The sequence below is a fragment of the Streptomyces sp. P3 genome, from assembly GCF_003032475.1.
Taxonomy (GTDB): Bacteria; Actinomycetota; Actinomycetes; order Streptomycetales; family Streptomycetaceae; genus Streptomyces.
In genome coordinates this window covers 3,613,424-3,633,500 of sequence record NZ_CP028369.1, presented here as the reverse complement: position 1 = coordinate 3,633,500, position 20,077 = coordinate 3,613,424, and the positions used below count along the sequence as shown (strand labels likewise).

Below are 20,077 nucleotides of genomic sequence, written 5' to 3'. Positions count from 1 at the left end.
CGTCCACGGCGGTTGGCGTGCTTGCGCGCGCCCCTCAGGCGGCGTCGCTCCGGCCGTCCGCCGCGAGGGCCCGGTCGTAGCGGTGGAGCAGGAGGTCCGCCATCAGGGGGTGGACGCCCAGCGGGGCCGCGGCGATCCACGGGGCCGCCTGCGCGGCCTCCGTCGCGAAACGGCCGGGGGCCGTGAAGCAGGAGGCCACCGCCACCCGGTCGCGTCCTCGAGCGGCCAGGGCCCGCAACGCCGTCGCGACCGTCGGGGCCGCCGTCGACGCGTAGGCGGGGACGACCGGCACGCCCAGCCGTTCGGCGAGCAGTCGTGCCGTGCGGCGGGTGTCGGTCGCCGCGTCGGGGTCGCGGGAGCCGGCCGCCGCCAGGACCACCGCGCTCGACCGGCGCTCCCGCTCGGTCGCCGGCGTGCGCCAGCCGGCCTCGGTCAGGCGTGCGTGCAGGGTCTTTGCCAGCAGGGGATGCGGTCCCAGCGGTGCGGCCACACGCGTGCGCAGCCGGGCCCGCGCCGCCGTCTCGGGGATGTCGTGCTTGACGTGGTGGCCGCGGGCGAGGAGCAGCGGGACGAGGACCGCGTCCGTCGTGCCGCCGGCGTCCAGAGCGGCCAGGGTGTCCGTGAGCAGGGGCTCGTTCAGCTCGATGTGCCCGAGGTGCACCGCCAGGCCGGGGCGCTCGGCGCGGACGACGTCCAGGAGCGCGCGGACGGTGCTCAGGGCGCGCGGGTCACGGCTGCCGTGGGCGACGACGACCAGCGCGGGCGGGCCGGGTCGCCGGCGGCCGTCGAGGTGGACGAGGCGTGGCTGGCTCATGCACCCATCCTGCCCGGCCGAGGTTGCACCCCCGTTGCCTGACCGTCACGACTGTTTTCCGGGGCTTCACCGCCGGGGCGGGCCGGGTGTGAGGCGCGGGACACATGCCGGGAGGGCGAACCGGATCACGGCCCGCCGCGTCTTCCCTGGTCGAAGGGGTTTTCGACCGGGGGGATCTCATGAACATCCGTCGACCGCGGCTGCCGCGCACCCGCGCCGGGCGGCGCCGGCTGGTGCAGGCCGTGATGGCCGGGTGCGTGCTCGGGCTGCTGCCGGCCACCTGGCTGTACGTGTCCACGTCCGACCGGATCGGCACGACGGCGCAGGCGCCGCGCCGGGAGGTCGCCGTGGTGTTCGGGGCGGGGCTGTGGGACGGCGAGCCCTCGCCGTACCTCGCGCACCGGCTGGACGCGGCGGCGAAGCTGTACCGGGCCGGCCGGATCGAGGTCGTCCTCGTGACGGGCGACAACAGCCGCGAGGACTACGACGAACCCGACGCGATGCGCGCCTATCTGACGAGGCACGGCGTGCCGGACCGGCGGATCGTCAGCGACTACGCCGGGTTCGACACCTGGGACTCGTGTGTACGCGCCAAGAAGATCTTCGGCGTGGACGAGGCCGTGCTGATCAGCCAGGACTTCCACATCCGGCGGGCGGTCGCGCTGTGCGAGGCGGCGGGCGTCGACTCCTACGGCGTCGGCGTCGCCGCCAGGCACGACGTCACCTGGTACTACGGGGGCGCCCGGGAGGTCCTGGCGGCCGGAAAGGCCGCCCTGGACGCGGTGTTCGAGCCGGATCCCCGGTTCCTCGGGCCGAAGGAGCAGGGGGTGGCCCGGGCGTCGGCGGCAGCCAGGTGAGGTGTGGTGACGGGGCTGCGGGCGGGCGGGAGGCGTGCGCCCCGGGCCCGCCGCGCGAGGGTGTCAGCGTCCGGTGAAGCGCGGCCGGCGCTTCTCGAGGAACGCGGCCATCCCCTCCTTCTGGTCCTCCGTCGCGAACAGGGCGTGGAAGACGCGGCGTTCGTAGCGGATGCCGTCCCGCAGACCGGTCTCCAGGGCCCTGTCCACGCACTCGCGGGCCGCCCGCACCGCCGCGCCCCCGTACGACGCGACAGCCGCCGCCGCCTCCCACGCCTCGGGCAGCACCCGGTCGTCGGGGACCACCCGGGAGACCAGGCCCGCGCGTTCCGCCTCGCGGGCGTCCATCGTGCGGCCGGTGAGGACCAGGTCCATCGCCTTCGCGCGGCCGACCAGACGGGTCAGGCGCTGGGTGCCGCCGATGCCCGGGATCACCCCCAGCTTGATCTCCGGCTGCCCGAAGACCGCCGACTCCCCCGCGATCACCAGGTCGCACATCATCGCCAGTTCGCAGCCGCCGCCGAGGGCGACGCCGCTCACCGCGGCGATCCGCGGGGTGCGCAGGTCCGCGAAGTCCTCCCAGGCGGAGAAGTAGTCCTCCCGTGCCATCTCCACGGCCGACTTCCCCGCCATCTCCTTGATGTCGGCGCCGGCCGCGAAGGCCCGTTCGGAGCCGGTGACGACGACGCATCCGACGGAGTCGTCCGTGTCCAACGGGCGCAGGACGTGCAGGAGTTCGCCCAGCAGTTCCGCGTTCAGCGCGTTGAGGACGTGCGGTCGGTGCAGACGGACCGTCACGACCCCGCCCGCGCGTTCCAGTTTCAGGTTGTCCATCGTGTTGCTGCCTTCCCTGTCCCTGTCCGGGCCCTTTCCGGGCTCCGGGCTCTTCTCCGGGCTCTTGTCCAGGCTCCGTCCGGGGCTCACGAGTCCCAGATCGCGCCGTACGCCGGAATGCCGCGCCGTTCCAGCCCGTGCACCACCTGCCAGGTCAGCTTCTTGTTGGAGATGCAGATCACCGCCTCCGCCCCGAAGTCGCGGTAGGCCTCGTACGCGAGCGCCACCATGTCGGGCTTGCCGCCGCGTGAGGTGTCCCGGACGACGGCGTCCGGCTGGGCGGCGAGGATCTCGTCGACGAGGGCGTCGCCGTAGGTCGCCCGTGGATCGCGGGTCGCCCATACCAGCCGGGAGGGGACCTCGGCGGCGAGCAGATGCGGCAGGCAGGGGCCGATGCCGCTGCCGGTCGCCACGTACACCACCTTCGTGAACAGGACCTCGATGTTGGCGACCCCGGCGGTGGTGATGCCCTTCGTCCACACCTTCCGCGGCAGGTCGTCGATGAAGGCGCCGGTCCAGTCGCCCGCCCGCGAGACGGTGAGGCGGAAGCCGGACTCGCCGGGGGCCGGGACGTTGGCGAAGGAGTGCCACTCCTTCAGCGGGCTGCGGCTGATCGCGGTAGAGGAGCCGGCGAAGGGCGTCACGCCGTGGTCGAAGCGCGCCAACACCACATGACGGGAGGGGCGTTCGAGACGTACGTCCACCTTGCGCAGCCGCAGCCAGGGCAGCGCGACGCTGAAGGTGACCAGCGCCAGCACGGACACCGGTCCGGGGCCGGGAGCGGCCATCAGGGTGTGCGTCCAGAAGAGGGCGAGGGCGCCCCACCCGCCGAAGCGGTGGATCTTCTCGAAGTGGTCGTGGTGACGGGAGCGGAAGGGCGGCAGGGCGGTGGCGACGATCACGGCGAGCAGCGTCACCAGCGTCCAGCCGACGGCCCGCAGCGAGCCGTCGGTCGTCCGGAGCGTCAGCGCCAGGAACCAGGCGGTCCCCGCCAGCGCTCCGCCCACGTGCAGTCCCCCGAAGTGGTACACCTTGCCCAGCGTCCAGCGCAGCCGCAGCGGCCAGTGCGTCGGGGCCGAGGTCGCCAGCCGGAACAGCAGGTTGATGACGTACTGCTGGCGGACGAGGACGGCCAGGGCGAGGTTGGCGAGGGACGCGTGCGCCAGGACCTCCGTGGACAGCGGCCGGCTCCCGTACGCGTAGGCCAGGTTGGCCAGCAGCACCAGCGCCGCGAGGCGGTTGTGGTGCATCAGACGCGGGTGTTTGAGCAGACGTCGGGGCGCGGAGAGCAGCGGGGGCAGCTCGGCGGGCCTACGGTCGGGGGGCGGCGTGGTGGTCGGTGCGGAGGCGGAGGGTGCGGGAAGCCGGGACGGGGGCCGGGGGCGGGGCGGGGGCGGCAGCGGGGACGGGGACGAAGCCGCCGGCGGGGACGGGGGCGGGGAGGAGGACGTCGTCATCGGGAGGCCACCGCCGTCCGCTCGCGGGCCAGCTTCAGCAGCGCCGGCTTGTCGATCTTTCCGCGGTCGGTCTCCGGCAGTGAGGTCATGGGCATGACATCCTCAGGCACGCAGTAGTACGGCAGCGCGTCCGCCACCGCGCGGCGGGCCGCGTCGGGGTCCACGTCGGCCGGGCAGACGAAGGAGACCAGGCTGCGGGCGTCGCGCCGCAGGGTCACCGCCCGGGTGCAGCCCGGAACTCCTTCGAGGACCGACGACACGGAGTCCAGCTCCACCCGGAACCCGCGCACCTTGACCTGGTCGTCGGTACGGCCGAGGTGTTCGAGCTCGCCGCCGGGGGTCCAGCGGCCGAGGTCGCGGGTGCGGAACATCCGGTGCCCCCTGCCGAGGAAGGGATCGGGGGCGTAGCGCTCCGCGTTCAGCTCGTCGTTGCCGAGGTAGCCGGCCGAGACGCAGTCGCCGCCGGCCCACATCTCGCCGACCTCGCCGATGGGCAGGGCGCGGCGGTCGGCGTCGAGGACGTAGACGGTGTTGTTCGGGGTGGGGCGGCCGATGGTCAGCAGCGGGGCGGCCGGGGCGTGGCGGCTCATCGTGTTCACGATGGTCGTCTCGGTGGGGCCGCAGCAGTTGTGGAAGGCGGCCCGGGCCGCCCAGGCGTCGGCGAGCGGGCGCGGGCAGGGCTCGCCGGCGACGGCCACCGTGCGCACCCGGGGGCAGTCCGCCGGGTCGATGCCGGCGAGCACGGTCGGGGTGGCGACGAGGACGGTGGCGGTGCGGGCGGCCGCCGCGATGTCCTTGCCGCGGACGACCAGGGTGGCGCCGTGGGCGAGGCAGCCGAGGATCTCCCAGGCGGCCATGTCGAAGGCGATGTTGAGGAGTTGGGCCACCCGGTCGCCCGGGCGGATACCGAGGCCGCCGGGTTCCGTGCACAGGAGGTTGGCGACGTTGCGGTGGGTGACCTTCACGCCGTTGGGGCAGCCGGTGGTACCGGAGGTGAACAGGACGTAGCAGCCGTCGTCGGGGTCGATGCGGGGGCGCGGCGCGGGGGCGCGCGGGAGGGGCTCGTCGAGGGCGAGGACGCGGGGGCCGCGCGGGATCCGGGCGGCGTGCGCGCGCTGGGTGAGCACGACGCGGGTGGCGGCCGCCCGGACGACGTGCGCGAGCTGGGCGGAGGGTGCGAGGCCGATATCCTGGGGGACGTATGCCGCGCCCGCCTTCAGGATGCCGAGCAGGCCGACGAGCATCGGCAGCGAGCGGCGGACGAAGAGGCCGACGTGATCGCCGGGGCGGACGCCCTCGTGGACCAGCCGGGCGGCGAGGGCGTCGGCGTACCGGTTGAGTTCACCGTAGGTCAGGTTCGTGCCGCGGTGTTCGGCGGCGACCGCGTACGGGGCGGCGGCCGCGTGCCGTTCGACGGCGCGGTGGACCAGCGGGTCCGGGACGTCGATGGCGGGGCCGCGGCCGTAGCGCCAGAAAAGATCCTGGTCACGGGGGGTGAGATGGCGCAGAGGCATGGTGGGGTGACCTCCAGGCTGCTTCGGGATGCAGGTGACATGGCCGGCGGTGACGGCTCGCCCGGGGGGCGTACGCGGTGCGGGGGCGTACGCGGTGTGGGTTGTGCGCCGTGCGGTCTGACGCCGTGCGGAGTCGTGCGCCGCGCAGAGATGGTGCGCCGTGCAGGGGCAGAGGTGGTGCGCCTTGCGGGGTCGTGCGCGCACTCGACTGTAACGGCGGCTTTTCAAGCTTCAAGCATGCGCAACCGGACATCCACTGCACGGAATGAGTCACTTGTGGCGTCTTCGTCCACAGGGGCAACGTTCGTGCGGGTCGGCGACGACTCAAGGGCGGGGCGCCCTGTGCCTCACTCCGGGACGCGGCGCTCGGGGAGGGTGCCAGCACACCGCCGTAACAGGAGGCCGCACGGCGCGTAACACGGGCGACGCACGCTGGGGGGCATGCTGACCGCCTCGACGCCCACCCACTGCCCGTACTGCGCCCTGCAGTGCGGGATGGCCCTGTCGCCTCTGCCCGCGGGGGGCGTCGAGGTGGTCGAGCGCACCGGCTTCCCGGTGAACCGGGGAGCGCTGTGCGGCAAGGGGCGCACGGCGGCGGCGGTGCTGGCCCCGGGCGTCCGGCTGACCTCGCCTCTCGTGCGGTCCGGCGGCTCTCTCGTGCCGGCCTCCTGGGACGAGGCGCTGGACCGGATCGCCGGCGAGCTGGGCCGGGTGCGGGCCGCGCACGGGCCCGACGCGCTCGGCGTGTTCGGCGGCGGCGGGCTGACCAACGAGAAGGCGTACGCGCTCGGCAAGTTCGCCCGGGTGGTGCTGGGCACCTCGCAGATCGACTACAACGGCCGGTTCTGCATGTCGTCCGCGGCGGCGGCCGGAATGAAGGCGTTCGGACTCGACCGCGGGCTGCCCTTCCCGCTGGAGGACATCCCGCGCACGGGCTGTGTGATCCTGGTCGGCTCCAACCTCGCCGAGACCATGCCTCCGACTCTGCGGTTCTTCAGCGAGCTGCGCGAGAACGGCGGCACGCTCGTCGTGATCGACCCGCGCCGCACCAGGACCGCCGAGCAGGCCGACCTGCATCTGGCGCCGCGGCCCGGGACGGACCTCGCGCTCGCCCTGGGCCTGCTGCACCTCATCGTCGCCGAGGGACGGGTCGACGAGGAGTACGTGCGCGAGCGCACCGTCGGCTGGGAGGACGCGCGGGCGGCCGCCATGGCGCACTGGCCGGAGTACGTGGAACGGATCACGGGGGTGTCCGTTCCCCAACTTCGGGAGACCGTGAGGCTGTTCTGCGAGCCGGAGGCCGCGATGGTGCTCACCGCGCGCGGCCCCGAGCAGCAGTCCAAGGGGACCGACACGGTCGGCGCGTGGATCAACCTGTGCCTGGCGACGGGCCGGGCCGGGCGGCCGCTCAGCGGCTACGGCTGTCTGACCGGGCAGGGCAACGGGCAGGGCGGGCGCGAGCACGGCCAGAAGGCCGACCAGCTGCCCGGTTACCGCAAGCTGGACGACCCGGCGGCCCGGCGGCACGTGGCCGAGGTGTGGGGCGTGGACCCGGACTCGCTGCCCGGCCCCGGCCGCAGCGCCTACGAGCTCCTCGACGCGCTGGGGTCCGACGTCCGGTCGCTGCTGCTCATGGGGTCGAACCCGGTGGTCTCCGCGCCGCGCGCCGCGCACATCGAGGAACGCCTGAAGTCCCTCGACTTCCTCGCCGTCTGCGACGTCGTCCTGTCCGAGACGGCGGCCCTGGCGGACGTCGTCCTGCCCGTCGCCCAGTGGGCGGAGGAGACCGGGACCACCACCAGTCTGGAGGGCAGGGTACTGCTGCGCCGGCAGGCGGTCACCGCCCCGGAGGGCGTGCGCAGCGACCTGGCGGTGCTGCACGAACTGGCTGCGCGGCTGGGCGTCGAGAAGGGCTTCCCCGTCGAGCCCGAGGAGGTCTTCGAGGAACTGCGCCGGGCCAGCGCGGGCGGGATCGCCGACTATTCCGGGATCAGCTACGAACGGCTGGCGGAGGAGGACGGGGTGTTCTGGCCCTGCCCGGCCGGCCAGGACGGCCGCCCGGCGCCCGGCACACCTCGCCTGTTCCTCGACCGGTTCGCCACCGAGGACGGCCGGGCCCGGTTCGCGCCCGTCTCGCACCGGCCGAGCGCGGAGGAACCGGACGACGACTACCCCGTGCTGCTCACCACGGGGCGGGTGGTCGCGCAGTACCAGTCCGGCGCCCAGACCCGGCGGGTCGCCGAGCTGAACGCCGCCGCACCCGGCCCGTTCGTGGAACTGCACCCCCGCCTGGCGGCGCGGCTCGGGGCGGCCGAGGGCGATGCGCTGGCGGTCGTGTCCCGGCGGGGGCGGGCGGTGGCGCCGGCCCGGATCACCACGGGCATCCGCCCGGACACCGTGTTCATGCCGTTCCACTGGCCGGGCGCGGGCCGGGCCAACACCCTGACCAACCCGGCCCTGGACCCGACCTCGCGGATGCCTGAGTTCAAGGTGTGCGCGGTGCGGGTGGAGCTCGCGGGACCGTCCGTCTGACAAGCCCCTGCGCCGAGGCGGCGGGTTCCCGCTCGGACTCCGCGAGCCCCTGCTCGGCTCGGCGGGTTCCCGCTCGGACTCCGCGAGCCCCTGCTCGGCTCGGCGGGCTCCGCTCCGCGTCCCCGCGCTCCCGGAGCCCCCTCAGGGACTCCGGCTCCCGGGCTCCCGCTCCGAAGCCTCACTCCGGCAGGCGCAGTGCCAGGCCGTCCAGCAGGACGTCCAGGCCGTAGGCGAACTTGCCCTCGCGCAGCGCCGCCGGGTCGGCCGCCTCGGCGGCGTTCGCGGCGTACTCGCTCGCCAGATGGGCGTAGGGGGCGGCGGCCTGCTGGGCCGCGGGCATCAGGCGGGCGACGAACTCCGCCTCGGTCTCGCCGGATCGGGCGACCGTGGTGAGCCAGGCCGCCTCGGTGGTGCTCACGCCGATGACGTAGCTCAGCACGGGCTCGATGGCACGGCCCGGTTCGGCGAACCCGGCGGCCGTGAACAGCGCGGCCAGCCGCTCCGAGAAGGACATCAGGTTGGGGCCGAGGTAGGCGAGGCCCGCCTGTCCGAGGACGGAGGCGAGCCAGGGGTGCCGCAGCGCGGTCGCACGGAAGGAGCCCGCGGCGCCGGCGACGGCGGCGCGCCAGTCGGACCCGCCGGCAGACGGGACGTGGATCTCGGCGGCGACCTCGTCCACGGCCAGCTCCATCAGTTCGTCCTTGGTGGCGACGTGCCGGTAGAGGGAGGTCGCGCCCGCGTTCAGCCGGGCGCCCAGCTTGCGCATGCTCAGCGCCTCGATGCCGTCGGCGTCCAGCATGGCGACCGCCTCCCGGACGATCGCGTCCCGGCTGAGCGCGGGCTGGTCGGGCTCGCGGCGTCCGCGGGCCCACACGGAGGGGACGGGGCGGGGGTTCTTCGTCTCGGCGGCCACGGCTCTGCTCCCAAGGGGGTCGACTGACGACGGGCGAACATCGTGCGCTCTCAGCGTACACAGTTCCTCATTGCGCACACCGTTCCTCTGTGCGTACAGTGTGCGCATCGACAGAACGCCGTACGCGGCGCTCTGCAGGTCTCGCCGGAACAGTGTGCGCATCGCGAGAACACCGTGCGCACGACGAAAGGACAGGACGTCATGGAAACCCGTAGTCCTCGCCGCTGGTGGATCCTGGTCGTGCTGTGCCTGAGCACACTGGTCCTGACGGTCGACAGCATGGCGCTGACCGTGGCGGTGCCCTCGATGACCGAGGACATCGGTGCGAGCGCCCAGGACACCCAGTGGATCCTCGACTCCTACATCCTGGTCTTCGCCGGCCTGCTGCTGACCTCGGGAAGTCTCGGTGACCGTTTCGGCCGCCGGCGGGTGATGCTGGTCGGCCTGACCCTGTTCGGGGCGGCCTCACTGGCCGCGACGTTCTGCACCGACCCCGGCGAGGTGATCGCCGTCCGCACCGCGATGGGCGTCGGCGGGGCGCTGATCATGCCGTCCACGCTGTCCATCCTCATCACCGTCTTCGACGAGGAGGAGCGCGGCAGGGCGATGGCGGCGTGGGGCTCGGTGTCCATGCTGGGCCTGGTCGGCAGTCCGGTCCTGGGCGGCGTCCTCATCGACCACTTCTCCTGGCACTCGATCTTCCTGATCAACGTCCCGGTCGTCGTGCTCGCCGTCGTCGCCGCCGTGACCCTGATGCCGGAGTCCAGGGCGCCCTGGCATAAGCCCGACCCGCTCGGCGCGGTGCTCTCCGCGGTCGGCATGACCGCCCTGGTCTGGTGGATCATCGAGCTTCCGCTGCACGGCGCGTTCGGCGGACGCTCCGCCCTCAGCCTCGCGGTCGCCGTCATCGGTCTGGCCGGGTTCGTGGTCTGGGAGAACGTCACCCCCTCGCCGATGGTCCCGCTGGTCCTCTTCAAGCACCGCAACTTCAGCGGCGGTTCGCTCTCGCTGGCCCTGGTGCAGATCGGCAACGGCGGTCTGCTGCTGGTCCTCACCCAGTACCTGCAGTTCGTCCTCGGCTACTCCCCCGTCCGGGCCGGTCTCGCCTTCCTGCCGTTCGCTCTCGCGGCGCTGGCCGGCAACGGGGCGGGCGTCCACCTGGCCGGGAGGATCGGCAACCGGTTCGTCGTGCTGGCCGGGATGCTCGTGATGGCCGCCTCCTTCGCACTCCTCGCCACGGTCGGCGCGGACTCCGGATTCGCCGTCCCGGCCGTGGCCCTGGGACTGCTCGGACTCGGCGCCGGACTCGCGATGCCCGCCGCCGTCGCCGCGCTGATGGGCACCATCCCGGCAGACAAGGCGGGTGTCGGCTCGGCCCTGAACGACACCGTCCAGCAGGCCGGCACCGCGCTCGGCATCGCGATCCTCGGCTCCCTGCTGACCAGCGGCTTCGCCGCCGGGATGCCGGCCGACGCCCCCGAGGCGGCCCGGCAGTCGATCGGCGGGGCGCTGACGGCGGCCGACGGCGACCGCACTCTGGTCCGGGCGGCCCGGGAGGCCTTCACCGCCTCGATGACGACGACCTTCACGATCAGTGCGATCGGCGTCCTGGCGGCGGCCGTCCTGGCGGCCCTGGTCATGCGGGACGCCACGCCGCGGCAACCCGTCGCCGAGGCGCGGGCCGAGGAACCGCAGCCGGTCGCCGACACCCGCACGGAGGAACCGCAGCCGGTCGCCTGACCGTCACGACTGCCGCACCGGGAAGGCCGGCGCCCCACGTGAGGGCGCCGGCCTTCGGCGTGGGTGCGGCGGACTCCGACCGCCCTCACCGGGTTCCGGGACGACGGCGTGACCGGACGGTGTGCGACGGCGCCGGTCGGTTCGTCAGCGGGCGGTGGCCCAGCCCGGGATCGTGGGCAGGACCAGCTGGGCGACGCGCAGCAGTGCCGCGTCGTCCGGCCGCACGTCGTCCTGGCGCCAGATGGAGAGCTCGTAGGAGCCGCCGCGGTCCTTGGCGTCCGGGGCGACGACCAGGGTGCGGGCGATGCCGCCGGGCGCGCTCCGCGACTTGCCTCCGCCCAGGTTGAACTGGATGGCGATCGTCGGACTCGAGTAGAGCACCGCGGGGTGACCGGCGACCGTCTTCGTCTGCGCCTCGTTCAGCAGGTCCTGCATCCCGGCGATCGGGAGACCGTCGTAGGACCGCGACAACTTCACCGTGTAGGTGTCCAGTTGGACGGTCCCCTCGGGGGACGGGATCGACTTGTCCCCCGTCTCGACCGAGCCGTCACTGCCGTAGGCCGTCCGCGCCCGTTCCGCGGGCGTGCCGAGGAGCGTCGGCAGGTCCGCGCGGTTCAGCGCCGCGCACAACTGCGTCCCGGCGATGCGGTGCGCCGCCTTCGCGGCTGCGGCGGCCTTCGCGTCCTCGTCGTCGACCCGGCAGGTGGCCGGCTTGTCGGCGGCCTCCGCGGCGGCCTTCGCGTCGTTCTGCTGGATGACGTACAGCGCGCCACCCAGCGCCCCGACCACCACCAGCGCCGCGATGGCCTGAGCCCACGCGTTCGGGCCCTTCTCGGCCGCGGCGACTTCCTCGGTCATGTCCCCCATTACCCCCGGTACCCCCTGCTCGCGCCGGATGCGCGCGGAGGGAGCGTAGCGGGTGATCAGGCCACGGGGAAGCGGGATCGCGCCGCGTCCCGCCCCGGGAGGTCGTCGGGGCGGGACGCGGCGTCGCAGGCGGTGGAGGTCAGTTGACGTTGACGGCGCTCCAGGCCGCCGCCACCGCGTTGTACTCCGTGCTGCCGGCGCCGTAGAGGTCACGGGCGGCGTTCAGGGTGGCCGTCCGCGCACCCGCGTACTTGGTGGAGGACGTCATGTAGACCGTCAGGGCCCGGTACCAGATGGCGCCCAGCTTGTCGCGGCCGATGCCGGTGACCGTCGAGCCGTTGGAGGTGGGGGAGTTGTAGGTGACGCCGTTGATCGTCTTCGTTCCGCTGCCCTCCGCGAGGAGGTAGGCGAAGTGGTTGGCGACGCCCGAGGAGTAGTGCACGTCGAGGTTGCCGACAGAACTGCTCCAGGAGTCCGCCGAACTGCCGTCCTTGCTCGGCTTGTCCATGTAGCGCAGGGCGTCCCGGCCGAAGCCGGAGCGGACGATCTTCTCTCCGATGAGGTAGTCGCCGGCGTCGGAGGAGTTGTTGGCGTAGAACTCCACCAGCGAGCCGAAGATGTCGGACGTCGCCTCGTTCAGACCGCCGGACTCGCCCGAGTAGGTCAGGTTCGCCGACTTCGACGTCACGCCGTGCGACATCTCGTGTCCGGCCACGTCCAGCCCCACGAGCGGGCCGAGCTGCGTGGCGTTGCCGTCGCCGTACGTCATGCAGAAGCAGCTGTCGTCCCAGAAGGCGTTGGCGTAGTTGTTGCCGTAGTGGACCCGGTTGTAGGAGCCCTTGCCGTCGCCCGCGATGCCGTTGCGGCCGTGCACGTTCTTGTAGTAGTCCCAGGTCACGTCGGTGCCGTACTGGGCGTCCACGGCGGCCGTCGCACGGTCGGCCGCGGCTCCCGTCCCCCAGTGGTTGTCCGCGTCCGTGAACAGCGTGGCGGGGGCCCGGCTGAAGCAGATGCCGAAGAAGCACAGGTCGGTCTTGTTCTCGGCGTCGCCGGTGTACGTGTTGCCGCGCGTCGGATCCTTGAGCTGGTACGTCGAGCCGGACTGGGTCGTCTGCAGCGGGACCGTGCCGCCGTACAGGGACTTGCCGTCGCCGGTCGCCGTCTCCAGGGCGTCCCAGGCGTCGATCTGGGCGCCGGTGCGCGCGTCGGTCAGCACGGTGCGGGCGACCGGGTTGCCGAGCGAGTCCAGCCCGACGGCGTTGGTCCGCCAGGCCAGTCGCGGGGCGCCGTGCAGGGCGTCGACGACCAGCTGCGGCTTGGCCTTCACCTGGTTCAGACGCTCACCGAGGTTGGACGCGCGCAGCGCGTTCACGGCGACGTCGGCGGCCTTGGGTGCGGAGACCTTCGGGGTGATGGTCGGCAGGGAGATCGCCGCCCCGGTCGCGCGGTCCGCGCTGCGGTACGAGCCGTCGGGGGCCATGTGGACCACGAAGTCCCCGCCGAGCACGGGGAGTTGCCGGTAGGTGCGGTCGTAACGGACGTGCTGGACACCGTCCTTGTCGACCACCACGTCACGGACGGACGTGTCCTGCCCGGAGGTGAGACCCAGGGCCGCGGCCCGGTCGGCGAGGACCGCCGCCGCGTTGTCGAGGGCGGTGGCGCGGGTCGGTCTGTCGGCCGCGCCGGCGGCCGGGGAGAGCGCGGCCGCCAGGAGTGCGGCCGTGGTGACGGCGATGCCGGTGGTGGCGAGACGGGAACCTCGGACGTGCTGCCGTATCCGACTCATCAGTCTCTTCGGTCTCCTCATGAAGGCGCCGTGGGGGCGCGCGTGGGGATGGCGCTGACGTCGTCCTGGCATTTAAGAGGCCTCGACATGTCATGTCCATAGCATCGACGCGAGGGACCGGTGCAGGGGCGGTGAGGAGAGAGAATCGGTTCCGTGACCGCCCCCGCACTCCCCTTCTTCGTCTACGGCACCCTGCGCCCCGGCCAGGTCAACCACGACCGCTTCCTGCACGGCCGCACCCTGCGCGAGGAGCCGGCCCGGCTGCCGGGCGCGGTGCTCTACGACGGGCCCGGCTACCCCTACGCCGTCGAGGAGCCCGACGAAGCCGGCCTGACCGTCGCCGGGGACCTCGTGACGGCCCGCCCCGAGGCGTACGCCCGTCTGCTCGCCGACCTCGACCGGCTGGAGGAGTACGCGCCCGCCGACCCGCGCAACCTCTACGAGCGCGTCGCACGCGAGGTGACGAGGGCGGCCGGCGCCGCTCCCGTCCGCGCCTGGGTGTACGTGGCCGCGCCGGCCGTCGCCGCCGGCCTGCGGGTGCGCGGGAAGCCGATCGAGGGCGGCGACTGGCTCACCCGGCACTGACCGGTCACCCGTTCACACCCCCTGCGGACGGATTTCCGGGGGACTCCGTCTCCACACAGGTGACCTGGTGAAACGCCACCGCGGACCACTCCGGGCGCAGCACGTCCGACACCCGTTCATCCCATTCCTGACACACCATCAGCGAGCGTGTCCGTCCCGCTGCCACTTACCTCGGAGAGGCAGGGAATCTCGAGGAGCGAGCTCGAAGGAGCATCGATGCGACGACGGACCGCCCGTCTGCTGACCACCCGTCTGCTGACCGGTACCGCGCTCGCCGTCACCGTCGCGGCCGCCTTCGCCGCGCCCGCGCACGCCGTCACCGCCGGCAGCGGCACCGACGCCGGGCGCCTGGAGGTGTACCCGGCCACCGCGGTGCCGGGCGGACAGGTCTCGGTGAACACGGCGGACTGCGGGGCCGGCGCGGCGGCCGGCGACGCCGGAGCCGTGGGCGCAGGCCGCTTCCCGCTCGCGCCCGACGCCCACGAGGGCGAGGCGGCCGGGCGGTTCGGGGTACCGCCGAGCGCGCAGCCCGGCACCTACGAGATCGTCGCGGAGTGCGCCGCGGACGGCCGGCGGATCACCGGGGACCTGGTGGTCGTGCTCGCCTCGGACCGGCAGCAGACACAGCCGCGAGGAAGTGTGAAGACGGGGGTCGGCGGCGCACTGGGCACCGACCCCGTACAGACCGCGGCCGGCGTGGCGGCTCTCGCCGTCGCCGCCGCGGGCGGTACCTGGCTCCTGCATCGCCGGGCGAGAGGCGACGGGATCTGACGGACACCCTCCGCTGTCCGTCCGCCGGTACCGCATGTCCCCTCCCCCTCCGGGTCCGACGCCCCTCGCGACCCGGAGGGGGACACGGGAGTTCCCGCACGCTCCCACGTACCGGACGCCACCCACGCCGGACGTGACGACATCGGACGTCACCGTGCCGGACCACCACGCCGGACCACCACGTCGGGCGTCATCACGTCGGGCGTCACCAGCCGACGGCACCACGCCGGACGTCACAGAAACGGGGTCTCCCGATGCGCAGGGTCGGCAACACCGCCATAGCCGCCGTCACCGCGGCCGCCCTGTGCAGCGGCGCGTGGCTGCTGCGCAGCGGCACCGAGACGCACGCCCCGCCACAGCCGTCCGCCGCCCAGGCCCACACCGCAGGCCCGGACGTCCCGGGCAGGTCCGCCGCTGCGCTGCCGCCCTCCCCGCCCGACCGCATCCGCATCCCCGCGATCCACGTCGACGCCCCGCTGACGGGGCTCGCCCTCACCCCGTCCGGCAGCCTCGACGTCCCGCCCGCCGAGAAGGAGAACCTCGCCGGCTGGTACGAGGCGGGCATCACCCCCGGCGAGACGGGCACCGCGATCGTCGCCGGCCACGTCGACAACGCCGACGGTCCCGCCGTCTTCTACGACCTCGGCGCGCTGCGCAGGGGCAGCGCCGTCGAGGTGGACCGGCGCGACGGCGGCGTCGCCGTGTTCACCGTGGACGCCGTCGAGCTCTACCCGGCCCGCGGCTTCCCCGACGAGAAGGTCTACGGGCCGGCGAGCAGGCCCGAGCTGCGGGTGATCACCTGCGGCGGGGGCTACTCGAAGGCGACCGGCTACCAGGGCAACGTGGTCGTGTTCGCCCACCTGACGTCCGCACGCGGCTGACCGCCGGCCCGCCCCGGGGACCGCTCACCCCCGGGAGCCGCCGGATCGCCGGATCCCCGAGAGGCCGGGACGCCTGGACGCCTGGACGCCTGGACGCCGGAACCCTCACACCGCGGCCGGGGCTCCGCTGAGGGCAGCGTTCCTCGCGGGAAACAACCGTGATGCGGCCGGGTAACGTCGGCACCGCACGCTCCTGGACATGACCTCGAATTCGCGTGTGGTGGTGATCGGTGCCGGCCTCGCGGGCGCCCGACTCGCCCGCCGGCTCGGCGAGCTGGGCACGCCCGCACTGCTCGTCGGCGAGGAGGAGCACCGGCCGTACAACCGGGTCCTGCTCGCGGAGGTGCTGGCCGGCCGGTACGCCCCCGAGGTGATCGCGCTGCCCGCACCCGCCGGACTGGTCCGGGCCCGGGTGACCGGCATCGACCGCGACCGGCGGACCGTCTCCTGCGCGGACGGCTCCGAGATCGCGTACGGCACGCTCGTCCTGGCCACCGGCTCCAACCCGGTGCTGCCGCCGCTGCGCGGCCTGTTCACCCCCGACCACGTCCTGCCGGAGGGCGTCCACGCCTTCCGGACCATGGACGACTGCCTCGGCCTGTCCAAGGCGGTCCGGCCGGGTGTCCGGGCGGTCGTCATCGGCGGCGGACTGCTCGGCGTCTCGGCGGCCCGCGCGCTCGCCGTGCGCGGCGCTCAGGTCGTCCTCGCCCAGCAGGCCGAGCGCCTCATGGAGCGCCAGCTCGACCCGAACGCCTCCCGGCTCGTCCTGCGGCACCTGAAGGACCTCGGCGTCGAGGTCCACACCGAGTGCCGGGTGCGCGACGTGCGCTGCCTGGGCGGCGCCGTCCGCTCGGTGGAGATGGCCGACGGATACGCCCTCGACGCCGACCTGGTGGTGCTGGCCTGCGGCGTCTCGCCGCGCGCCGGTCTCGCCAAGGACGCGGGACTCGCCGTCCGCAAGGGCGTCCTCGTCGACGACGAGCTGCGCACCTCCGACCCCCACATCCGCGCGATCGGCGACTGCGCGCAGCACGACGGGACGGTGTACGGCCTCGCCGCGCCCGCCCTGGAACAGGCCGACGCGCTGGCCGAGTCGCTCGCCGGGCGGGCGACCCGCTACACCGGCACCCGCGTCCTCACCCGGCTCACCCTCGCCGGCAACAGCGCCTTCGACCTCGCCGCCTTCGGCGAGACCGAGCCGCTCCCCGGCGACGACGTCGTACAACTCGCCGACGCCACCCGGGGCACCTACCGCAAGGTCGTCGTCCGCGACGACCGCCTGGTCGGCGGGGTCCTCGTCGGCGAACTCGGCACCGTCGGCGCGCTCGCCCGCGCCTGGGAGGGAGCAGAGCCGCTGCCCTCCGACGGCGGCCCCCTGCTCCACCTGCTCACCAACGATGGAGGCTCCTGATGACCGCCACCCCGGAGGCCACGGAGGCCACCCCCACGATCGTGCTCGTCGGCCACGGCATGGTCGGCCAGCGCTTCCTCGAAGCGCTCGCCGAGCGCGGCCTGACCGCCACCCACCGCGTGGTCGTGCTCTGTGAGGAGCCGCGTCCCGCCTACGACCGCGTCGCCCTCACCTCGTACTTCTCCGGTAAGACGGCCGAGGACCTGTCCCTCACCGACCTGGAGTTCATCGCCGCGCACGGCATCGAACTGCACGTCGGGGACCCCGCGGAGACCGTCGACCGCGAGGCCCGCCGGGTGACCGCCCGCTCCGGACTGGTCGTCGACTACGACGTCCTCGTGCTCGCCACCGGCTCCTACCCGTTCGTCCCGCCGGTTCCGGGCAAGGACGCGGAGGGCTGCTTCGTCTACCGCACGATCGACGACCTCCTCGCCATCGAGGAGTACGCGAAGACGCGCGCCACGACCGGCGCAGTCGTCGGCGGCGGGCTCCTCGGCCTCGAGGCGGCGGGCGCCCTCAAGGGCCTCGGACTCACCTCCCACATCGTGGAGTTCGCGCCCCGGCTGATGCCCGTCCAGGTCGACGCGGGCGGCGGCGCGGCCCTGCTGCGCACCATCGAGGACATGGGCCTGTCCGTGCACACCGGCGTCGGCACCCAGGAGATCGTGGTCGGCGAGGACGGCGCGGTCACCGGCATGAAGCTGTCCGACGGCTCCGAACTCGCCGCCGACATGGTGGTGTTCAGCGCCGGCGTGCGTCCCCGTGACCAGCTCGCCCGCGACTGCGGACTGACGGTCGGCGAGCGCGGCGGCATCACCGTCGACGAGCAGTGCCGGACCGTCGCCGACCCGCACGTCTTCGCGATCGGCGAGTGCGCGCTGGCCGCCGACGGCCGGGTGTACGGCCTGGTCGCGCCCGGCTACGAGCAGGCCGAGACCGCGGCGGCGACGATCGCGGCCGACGAGGCCAGCTTCACCGGCGCCGACCTGTCGACCAAGCTCAAGCTGCTCGGCGTGGACGTGGCGTCCTTCGGCGACGCGCACGGCACCGCCGAGGACTGCCTGGACGTCGTCTACTCCGACTCCCGCTCCGGCCTGTACAAGAAGCTGGTCATCGGCCGTGACGGCACCCTGCTCGGCGGCATCCTGGTCGGCGACGCGGAGGCCTACGGCACCCTGCGGGCGTTCACCGGGTCCGTGCCGCCCGTCTCCCCCGAGTCGCTGGTCCTGCCGGCCGGTTCCGGAGAGGCCGTCCAGCTCGGCCCGTCCGCGCTGCCGGACGAGGCGATCATCTGCTCCTGCCACAACGTGTCCAAGGGCACCATCCGCGGCGCGGTGACGGAGCACTCCTGCACGACCGTGCCCGAGGTCAAGAAGTGCACCAAGGCCGGCACCGGCTGCGGCAGCTGCGTGAAGGTGCTCGGCCAACTGGTCACCGCCGAGCTGGAGGCGAGCGGCGTCGAGGTCGACAAGGGCCTGTGCGGCTGCTTCTCGCAGACCCGCGAGGAGCTGTACGAGATCGTCCTCGCCCTGCGCATCAACACCTACCAGGACCTCCTGGACCGCTACGGCCGCGACGGCGCCCGGGGCGGCGACGGCTGCGACGTCTGCAAGCCCGCGATCGGCTCGATCATCGCGTCCCTCGCCCCGACCATCGGCGCGAGCGGCTACGTCCTGGACGGCGAGCAGGCGGCACTGCAGGAGACCAACGACCACTTCCTGGCCAACCTGCAGAAGAACGGCTCCTACTCGGTCGTCCCGCGCATCCCCGGCGGCGAGATCACCCCCGAGGGCCTCATCGTGATCGGTGAGATCGCCCGCGACTTCGGCCTCTACACGAAGATCACCGGCGGCCAGCGGATCGACATGTTCGGCGCCCGGGTCGAACAACTTCCGCTGATCTGGACCCGGTTGGTGGACGCCGGCTTCGAGTCCGGCCACGCCTACGGCAAGTCGCTGCGCACCGTGAAGTCCTGCGTCGGCCAGACCTGGTGCCGCTACGGCGTCCAGGACTCCGTCCGCATGGCGATCGACCTGGAGCTGCGCTACCGGGGGCTCAGGTCGCCGCACAAGCTCAAGTCGGCGGTGTCGGGCTGTGCCCGCGAGTGCGCCGAGGCCCAGTCGAAGGACTTCGGCGTCATCGCCACCTCCAACGGCTGGAACCTGTACGTCGGCGGCAACGGCGGCGCCACCCCCCGCCACGCAGACCTGCTCGCCCAGGACCTGTCGGACGCCGAACTCATCCGGCTGATCGACCGGTTCCTGATGTTCTACATCCGCACCGCGGACCGCCTGGAGCGCACCTCGACCTGGCTGGAGCGCATCCCCGGCGGCCTGGACCACGTGCGGGACGTGGTGGTGGAGGACTCGCTCGGCATCTGCGAGGAGCTGGAGTCCCTGATGACGGCGCACGTGGCGCACTACGCCGACGAGTGGGCGACCACCATCAACGACCCCGAGAAGCTGGCCCGGTTCGTGTCCTTCGTGAACGCGCCGGACACCCCCGACCCGGTCGTCGGCTTCGTCCCCGAGCGCGACCAGATCAAGCCCGACCTGCCGCTGCTGACCATCGGCCACCGACCCCTGGAAGGGAGTGCCCAGCGATGACCCTGGCGCCCGAGACCACCGACCTGAAGGTCCAGCTCCGGCTGGCGCAGCATGCGGAGGAATGGTTCACGGTCTGTGACCTGAGCCTGCTCGTCCCCGGCCGGGGCGTGGCCGCGCTGCTGCCGGACGGCCGCCAGGTCGCCCTGTTCCGCGACCGCGCCGGCGAGCTGTACGCCGTCGACAACCGCGACCCGTTCAGCGGCGCGGCCGTCCTCTCCCGCGGTCTCACCGGAACCCACCGGGGCCGCCCCTTCGTCGCCTCCCCCCTGCTCAAGCAGCGCTTCGACCTGACCAGCGGTGAGTGCCTGGACGACGACGCGGTACGCATCCACACATACGAGGTCCGCACGGCCTGAACGGTGCGGCCCGGCCGGGAGAAGCGGCTCAGCGTAAGCGGCTTACCGAAGGGGCTTACCGGACGGCCCCTTGCCTGAGAAGCCGTATGCCTATCGATCATGAGCGCGGTTCTGATCGAACGGGGTCCCAGGTCGAGTGATCTTGGCCGCGCGGGC

The 20,077-nt window shown here is 73.3% G+C and carries 16 protein-coding genes; 9 read left to right on the top strand and 7 right to left on the bottom strand.

Annotated features, from left to right (window positions below):
* Positions 1-34: 34 nt before the first annotated feature.
* Entirely contained in the window at positions 35-814 is a 780-nt protein-coding gene (locus C6376_RS16240; protein WP_107444074.1) for a sirohydrochlorin chelatase, read from the bottom strand.
* 179 nt (positions 815-993) lie between these two features.
* Between C6376_RS16240 and C6376_RS16235 the strand changes: the two genes are divergently transcribed.
* Positions 994-1,671: a vancomycin high temperature exclusion protein gene (locus C6376_RS16235; protein WP_107444073.1), complete on the top strand. Its 678-nt coding sequence runs from the start codon at positions 994-996 to the stop codon at positions 1,669-1,671.
* A 63-nt stretch (positions 1,672-1,734) separates the two neighbouring features.
* Here the strand turns inward: C6376_RS16235 and C6376_RS16230 are convergent, their stop codons facing one another.
* From C6376_RS16230 to C6376_RS16220, 3 genes are all read right to left on the bottom strand, one after another.
* Positions 1,735-2,502 carry an enoyl-CoA hydratase-related protein gene (locus tag C6376_RS16230; RefSeq protein ID WP_107444072.1) on the bottom strand — a complete coding sequence of 256 codons (768 nt, stop codon included), beginning with the start codon at positions 2,500-2,502 and terminating at the stop codon, positions 1,735-1,737.
* Between the two features lie 86 nt (positions 2,503-2,588).
* Positions 2,589-3,959: a hypothetical protein gene (locus C6376_RS16225; RefSeq protein ID WP_254075958.1), complete on the bottom strand. Its 1,371-nt coding sequence runs from the start codon at positions 3,957-3,959 to the stop codon at positions 2,589-2,591.
* Positions 3,956-5,473: an amino acid adenylation domain-containing protein gene (locus C6376_RS16220; RefSeq protein WP_107444071.1), complete on the bottom strand. Its 1,518-nt coding sequence runs from the start codon at positions 5,471-5,473 to the stop codon at positions 3,956-3,958. The genes C6376_RS16225 and C6376_RS16220 overlap by 4 nt, the downstream gene beginning before the upstream one ends.
* 441 nt (positions 5,474-5,914) lie before the next feature.
* Here C6376_RS16220 and C6376_RS16215 point away from each other — a divergent pair, with 441 nt between their 5' ends.
* The gene (locus C6376_RS16215) at positions 5,915-8,005 is read left to right on the top strand and encodes a molybdopterin oxidoreductase family protein (protein ID WP_107444070.1); all 2,091 of its coding nucleotides are present in this window, start codon (positions 5,915-5,917) and stop codon (positions 8,003-8,005) included.
* Positions 8,006-8,183: 178 nt separating this feature from the next.
* Here the strand turns inward: C6376_RS16215 and C6376_RS16210 are convergent, their stop codons facing one another.
* Positions 8,184-8,918, bottom strand: a complete 735-nt coding sequence (locus C6376_RS16210; RefSeq protein ID WP_254075957.1) for a TetR/AcrR family transcriptional regulator — start codon at positions 8,916-8,918, stop codon at positions 8,184-8,186.
* 201 nt (positions 8,919-9,119) lie between these two features.
* Here C6376_RS16210 and C6376_RS16205 point away from each other — a divergent pair, with 201 nt between their 5' ends.
* Positions 9,120-10,658: an MFS transporter gene (locus tag C6376_RS16205; protein WP_107444069.1), complete on the top strand. Its 1,539-nt coding sequence runs from the start codon at positions 9,120-9,122 to the stop codon at positions 10,656-10,658.
* Between the two features lie 144 nt (positions 10,659-10,802).
* Here the strand turns inward: C6376_RS16205 and C6376_RS16200 are convergent, their stop codons facing one another.
* Both C6376_RS16200 and C6376_RS16195 read right to left on the bottom strand, forming a co-directional pair.
* Positions 10,803-11,516 (bottom strand): DUF6215 domain-containing protein, encoded by a 714-nt coding sequence (locus tag C6376_RS16200; protein WP_319594574.1) that lies wholly within the window; start codon positions 11,514-11,516, stop codon positions 10,803-10,805.
* A gap of 148 nt (positions 11,517-11,664) precedes the next feature.
* On the bottom strand, positions 11,665-13,311 hold the full coding sequence (locus tag C6376_RS16195; protein WP_107444067.1) for a M4 family metallopeptidase: 1,647 nt from the start codon (positions 13,309-13,311) through the stop codon (positions 11,665-11,667).
* A 153-nt stretch (positions 13,312-13,464) separates the two neighbouring features.
* Between C6376_RS16195 and C6376_RS16190 the strand changes: the two genes are divergently transcribed.
* From C6376_RS16190 to nirD, 6 genes are all read left to right on the top strand, one after another.
* The gene (locus tag C6376_RS16190) at positions 13,465-13,896 is read left to right on the top strand and encodes a gamma-glutamylcyclotransferase family protein (protein WP_107444066.1); all 432 of its coding nucleotides are present in this window, start codon (positions 13,465-13,467) and stop codon (positions 13,894-13,896) included.
* Positions 13,897-14,112: 216 nt separating this feature from the next.
* Positions 14,113-14,667, top strand: coding sequence for a hypothetical protein (locus C6376_RS16185; protein ID WP_107444065.1), 555 nt, complete (start codon positions 14,113-14,115; stop codon positions 14,665-14,667).
* 254 nt (positions 14,668-14,921) lie between these two features.
* Complete coding sequence (locus tag C6376_RS16180) at positions 14,922-15,548, top strand: class F sortase (RefSeq protein ID WP_107444064.1); 627 nt, start codon at positions 14,922-14,924, stop codon at positions 15,546-15,548.
* A gap of 199 nt (positions 15,549-15,747) precedes the next feature.
* Positions 15,748-16,959, top strand: coding sequence for an NAD(P)/FAD-dependent oxidoreductase (locus C6376_RS16175; protein ID WP_107444063.1), 1,212 nt, complete (start codon positions 15,748-15,750; stop codon positions 16,957-16,959).
* A complete protein-coding gene (gene nirB / locus C6376_RS16170) occupies positions 16,959-19,565 on the top strand; it encodes a nitrite reductase large subunit NirB (protein WP_107444062.1) in 2,607 nt (868 codons plus the stop codon). The genes C6376_RS16175 and nirB overlap by 1 nt, the downstream gene beginning before the upstream one ends.
* A complete protein-coding gene (gene nirD, locus C6376_RS16165; RefSeq protein ID WP_107444061.1) occupies positions 19,562-19,921 on the top strand; it encodes a nitrite reductase small subunit NirD in 360 nt (119 codons plus the stop codon). Before nirB ends, nirD begins: the two co-directional genes overlap by 4 nt.
* Positions 19,922-20,077: the final 156 nt, after the last annotated feature.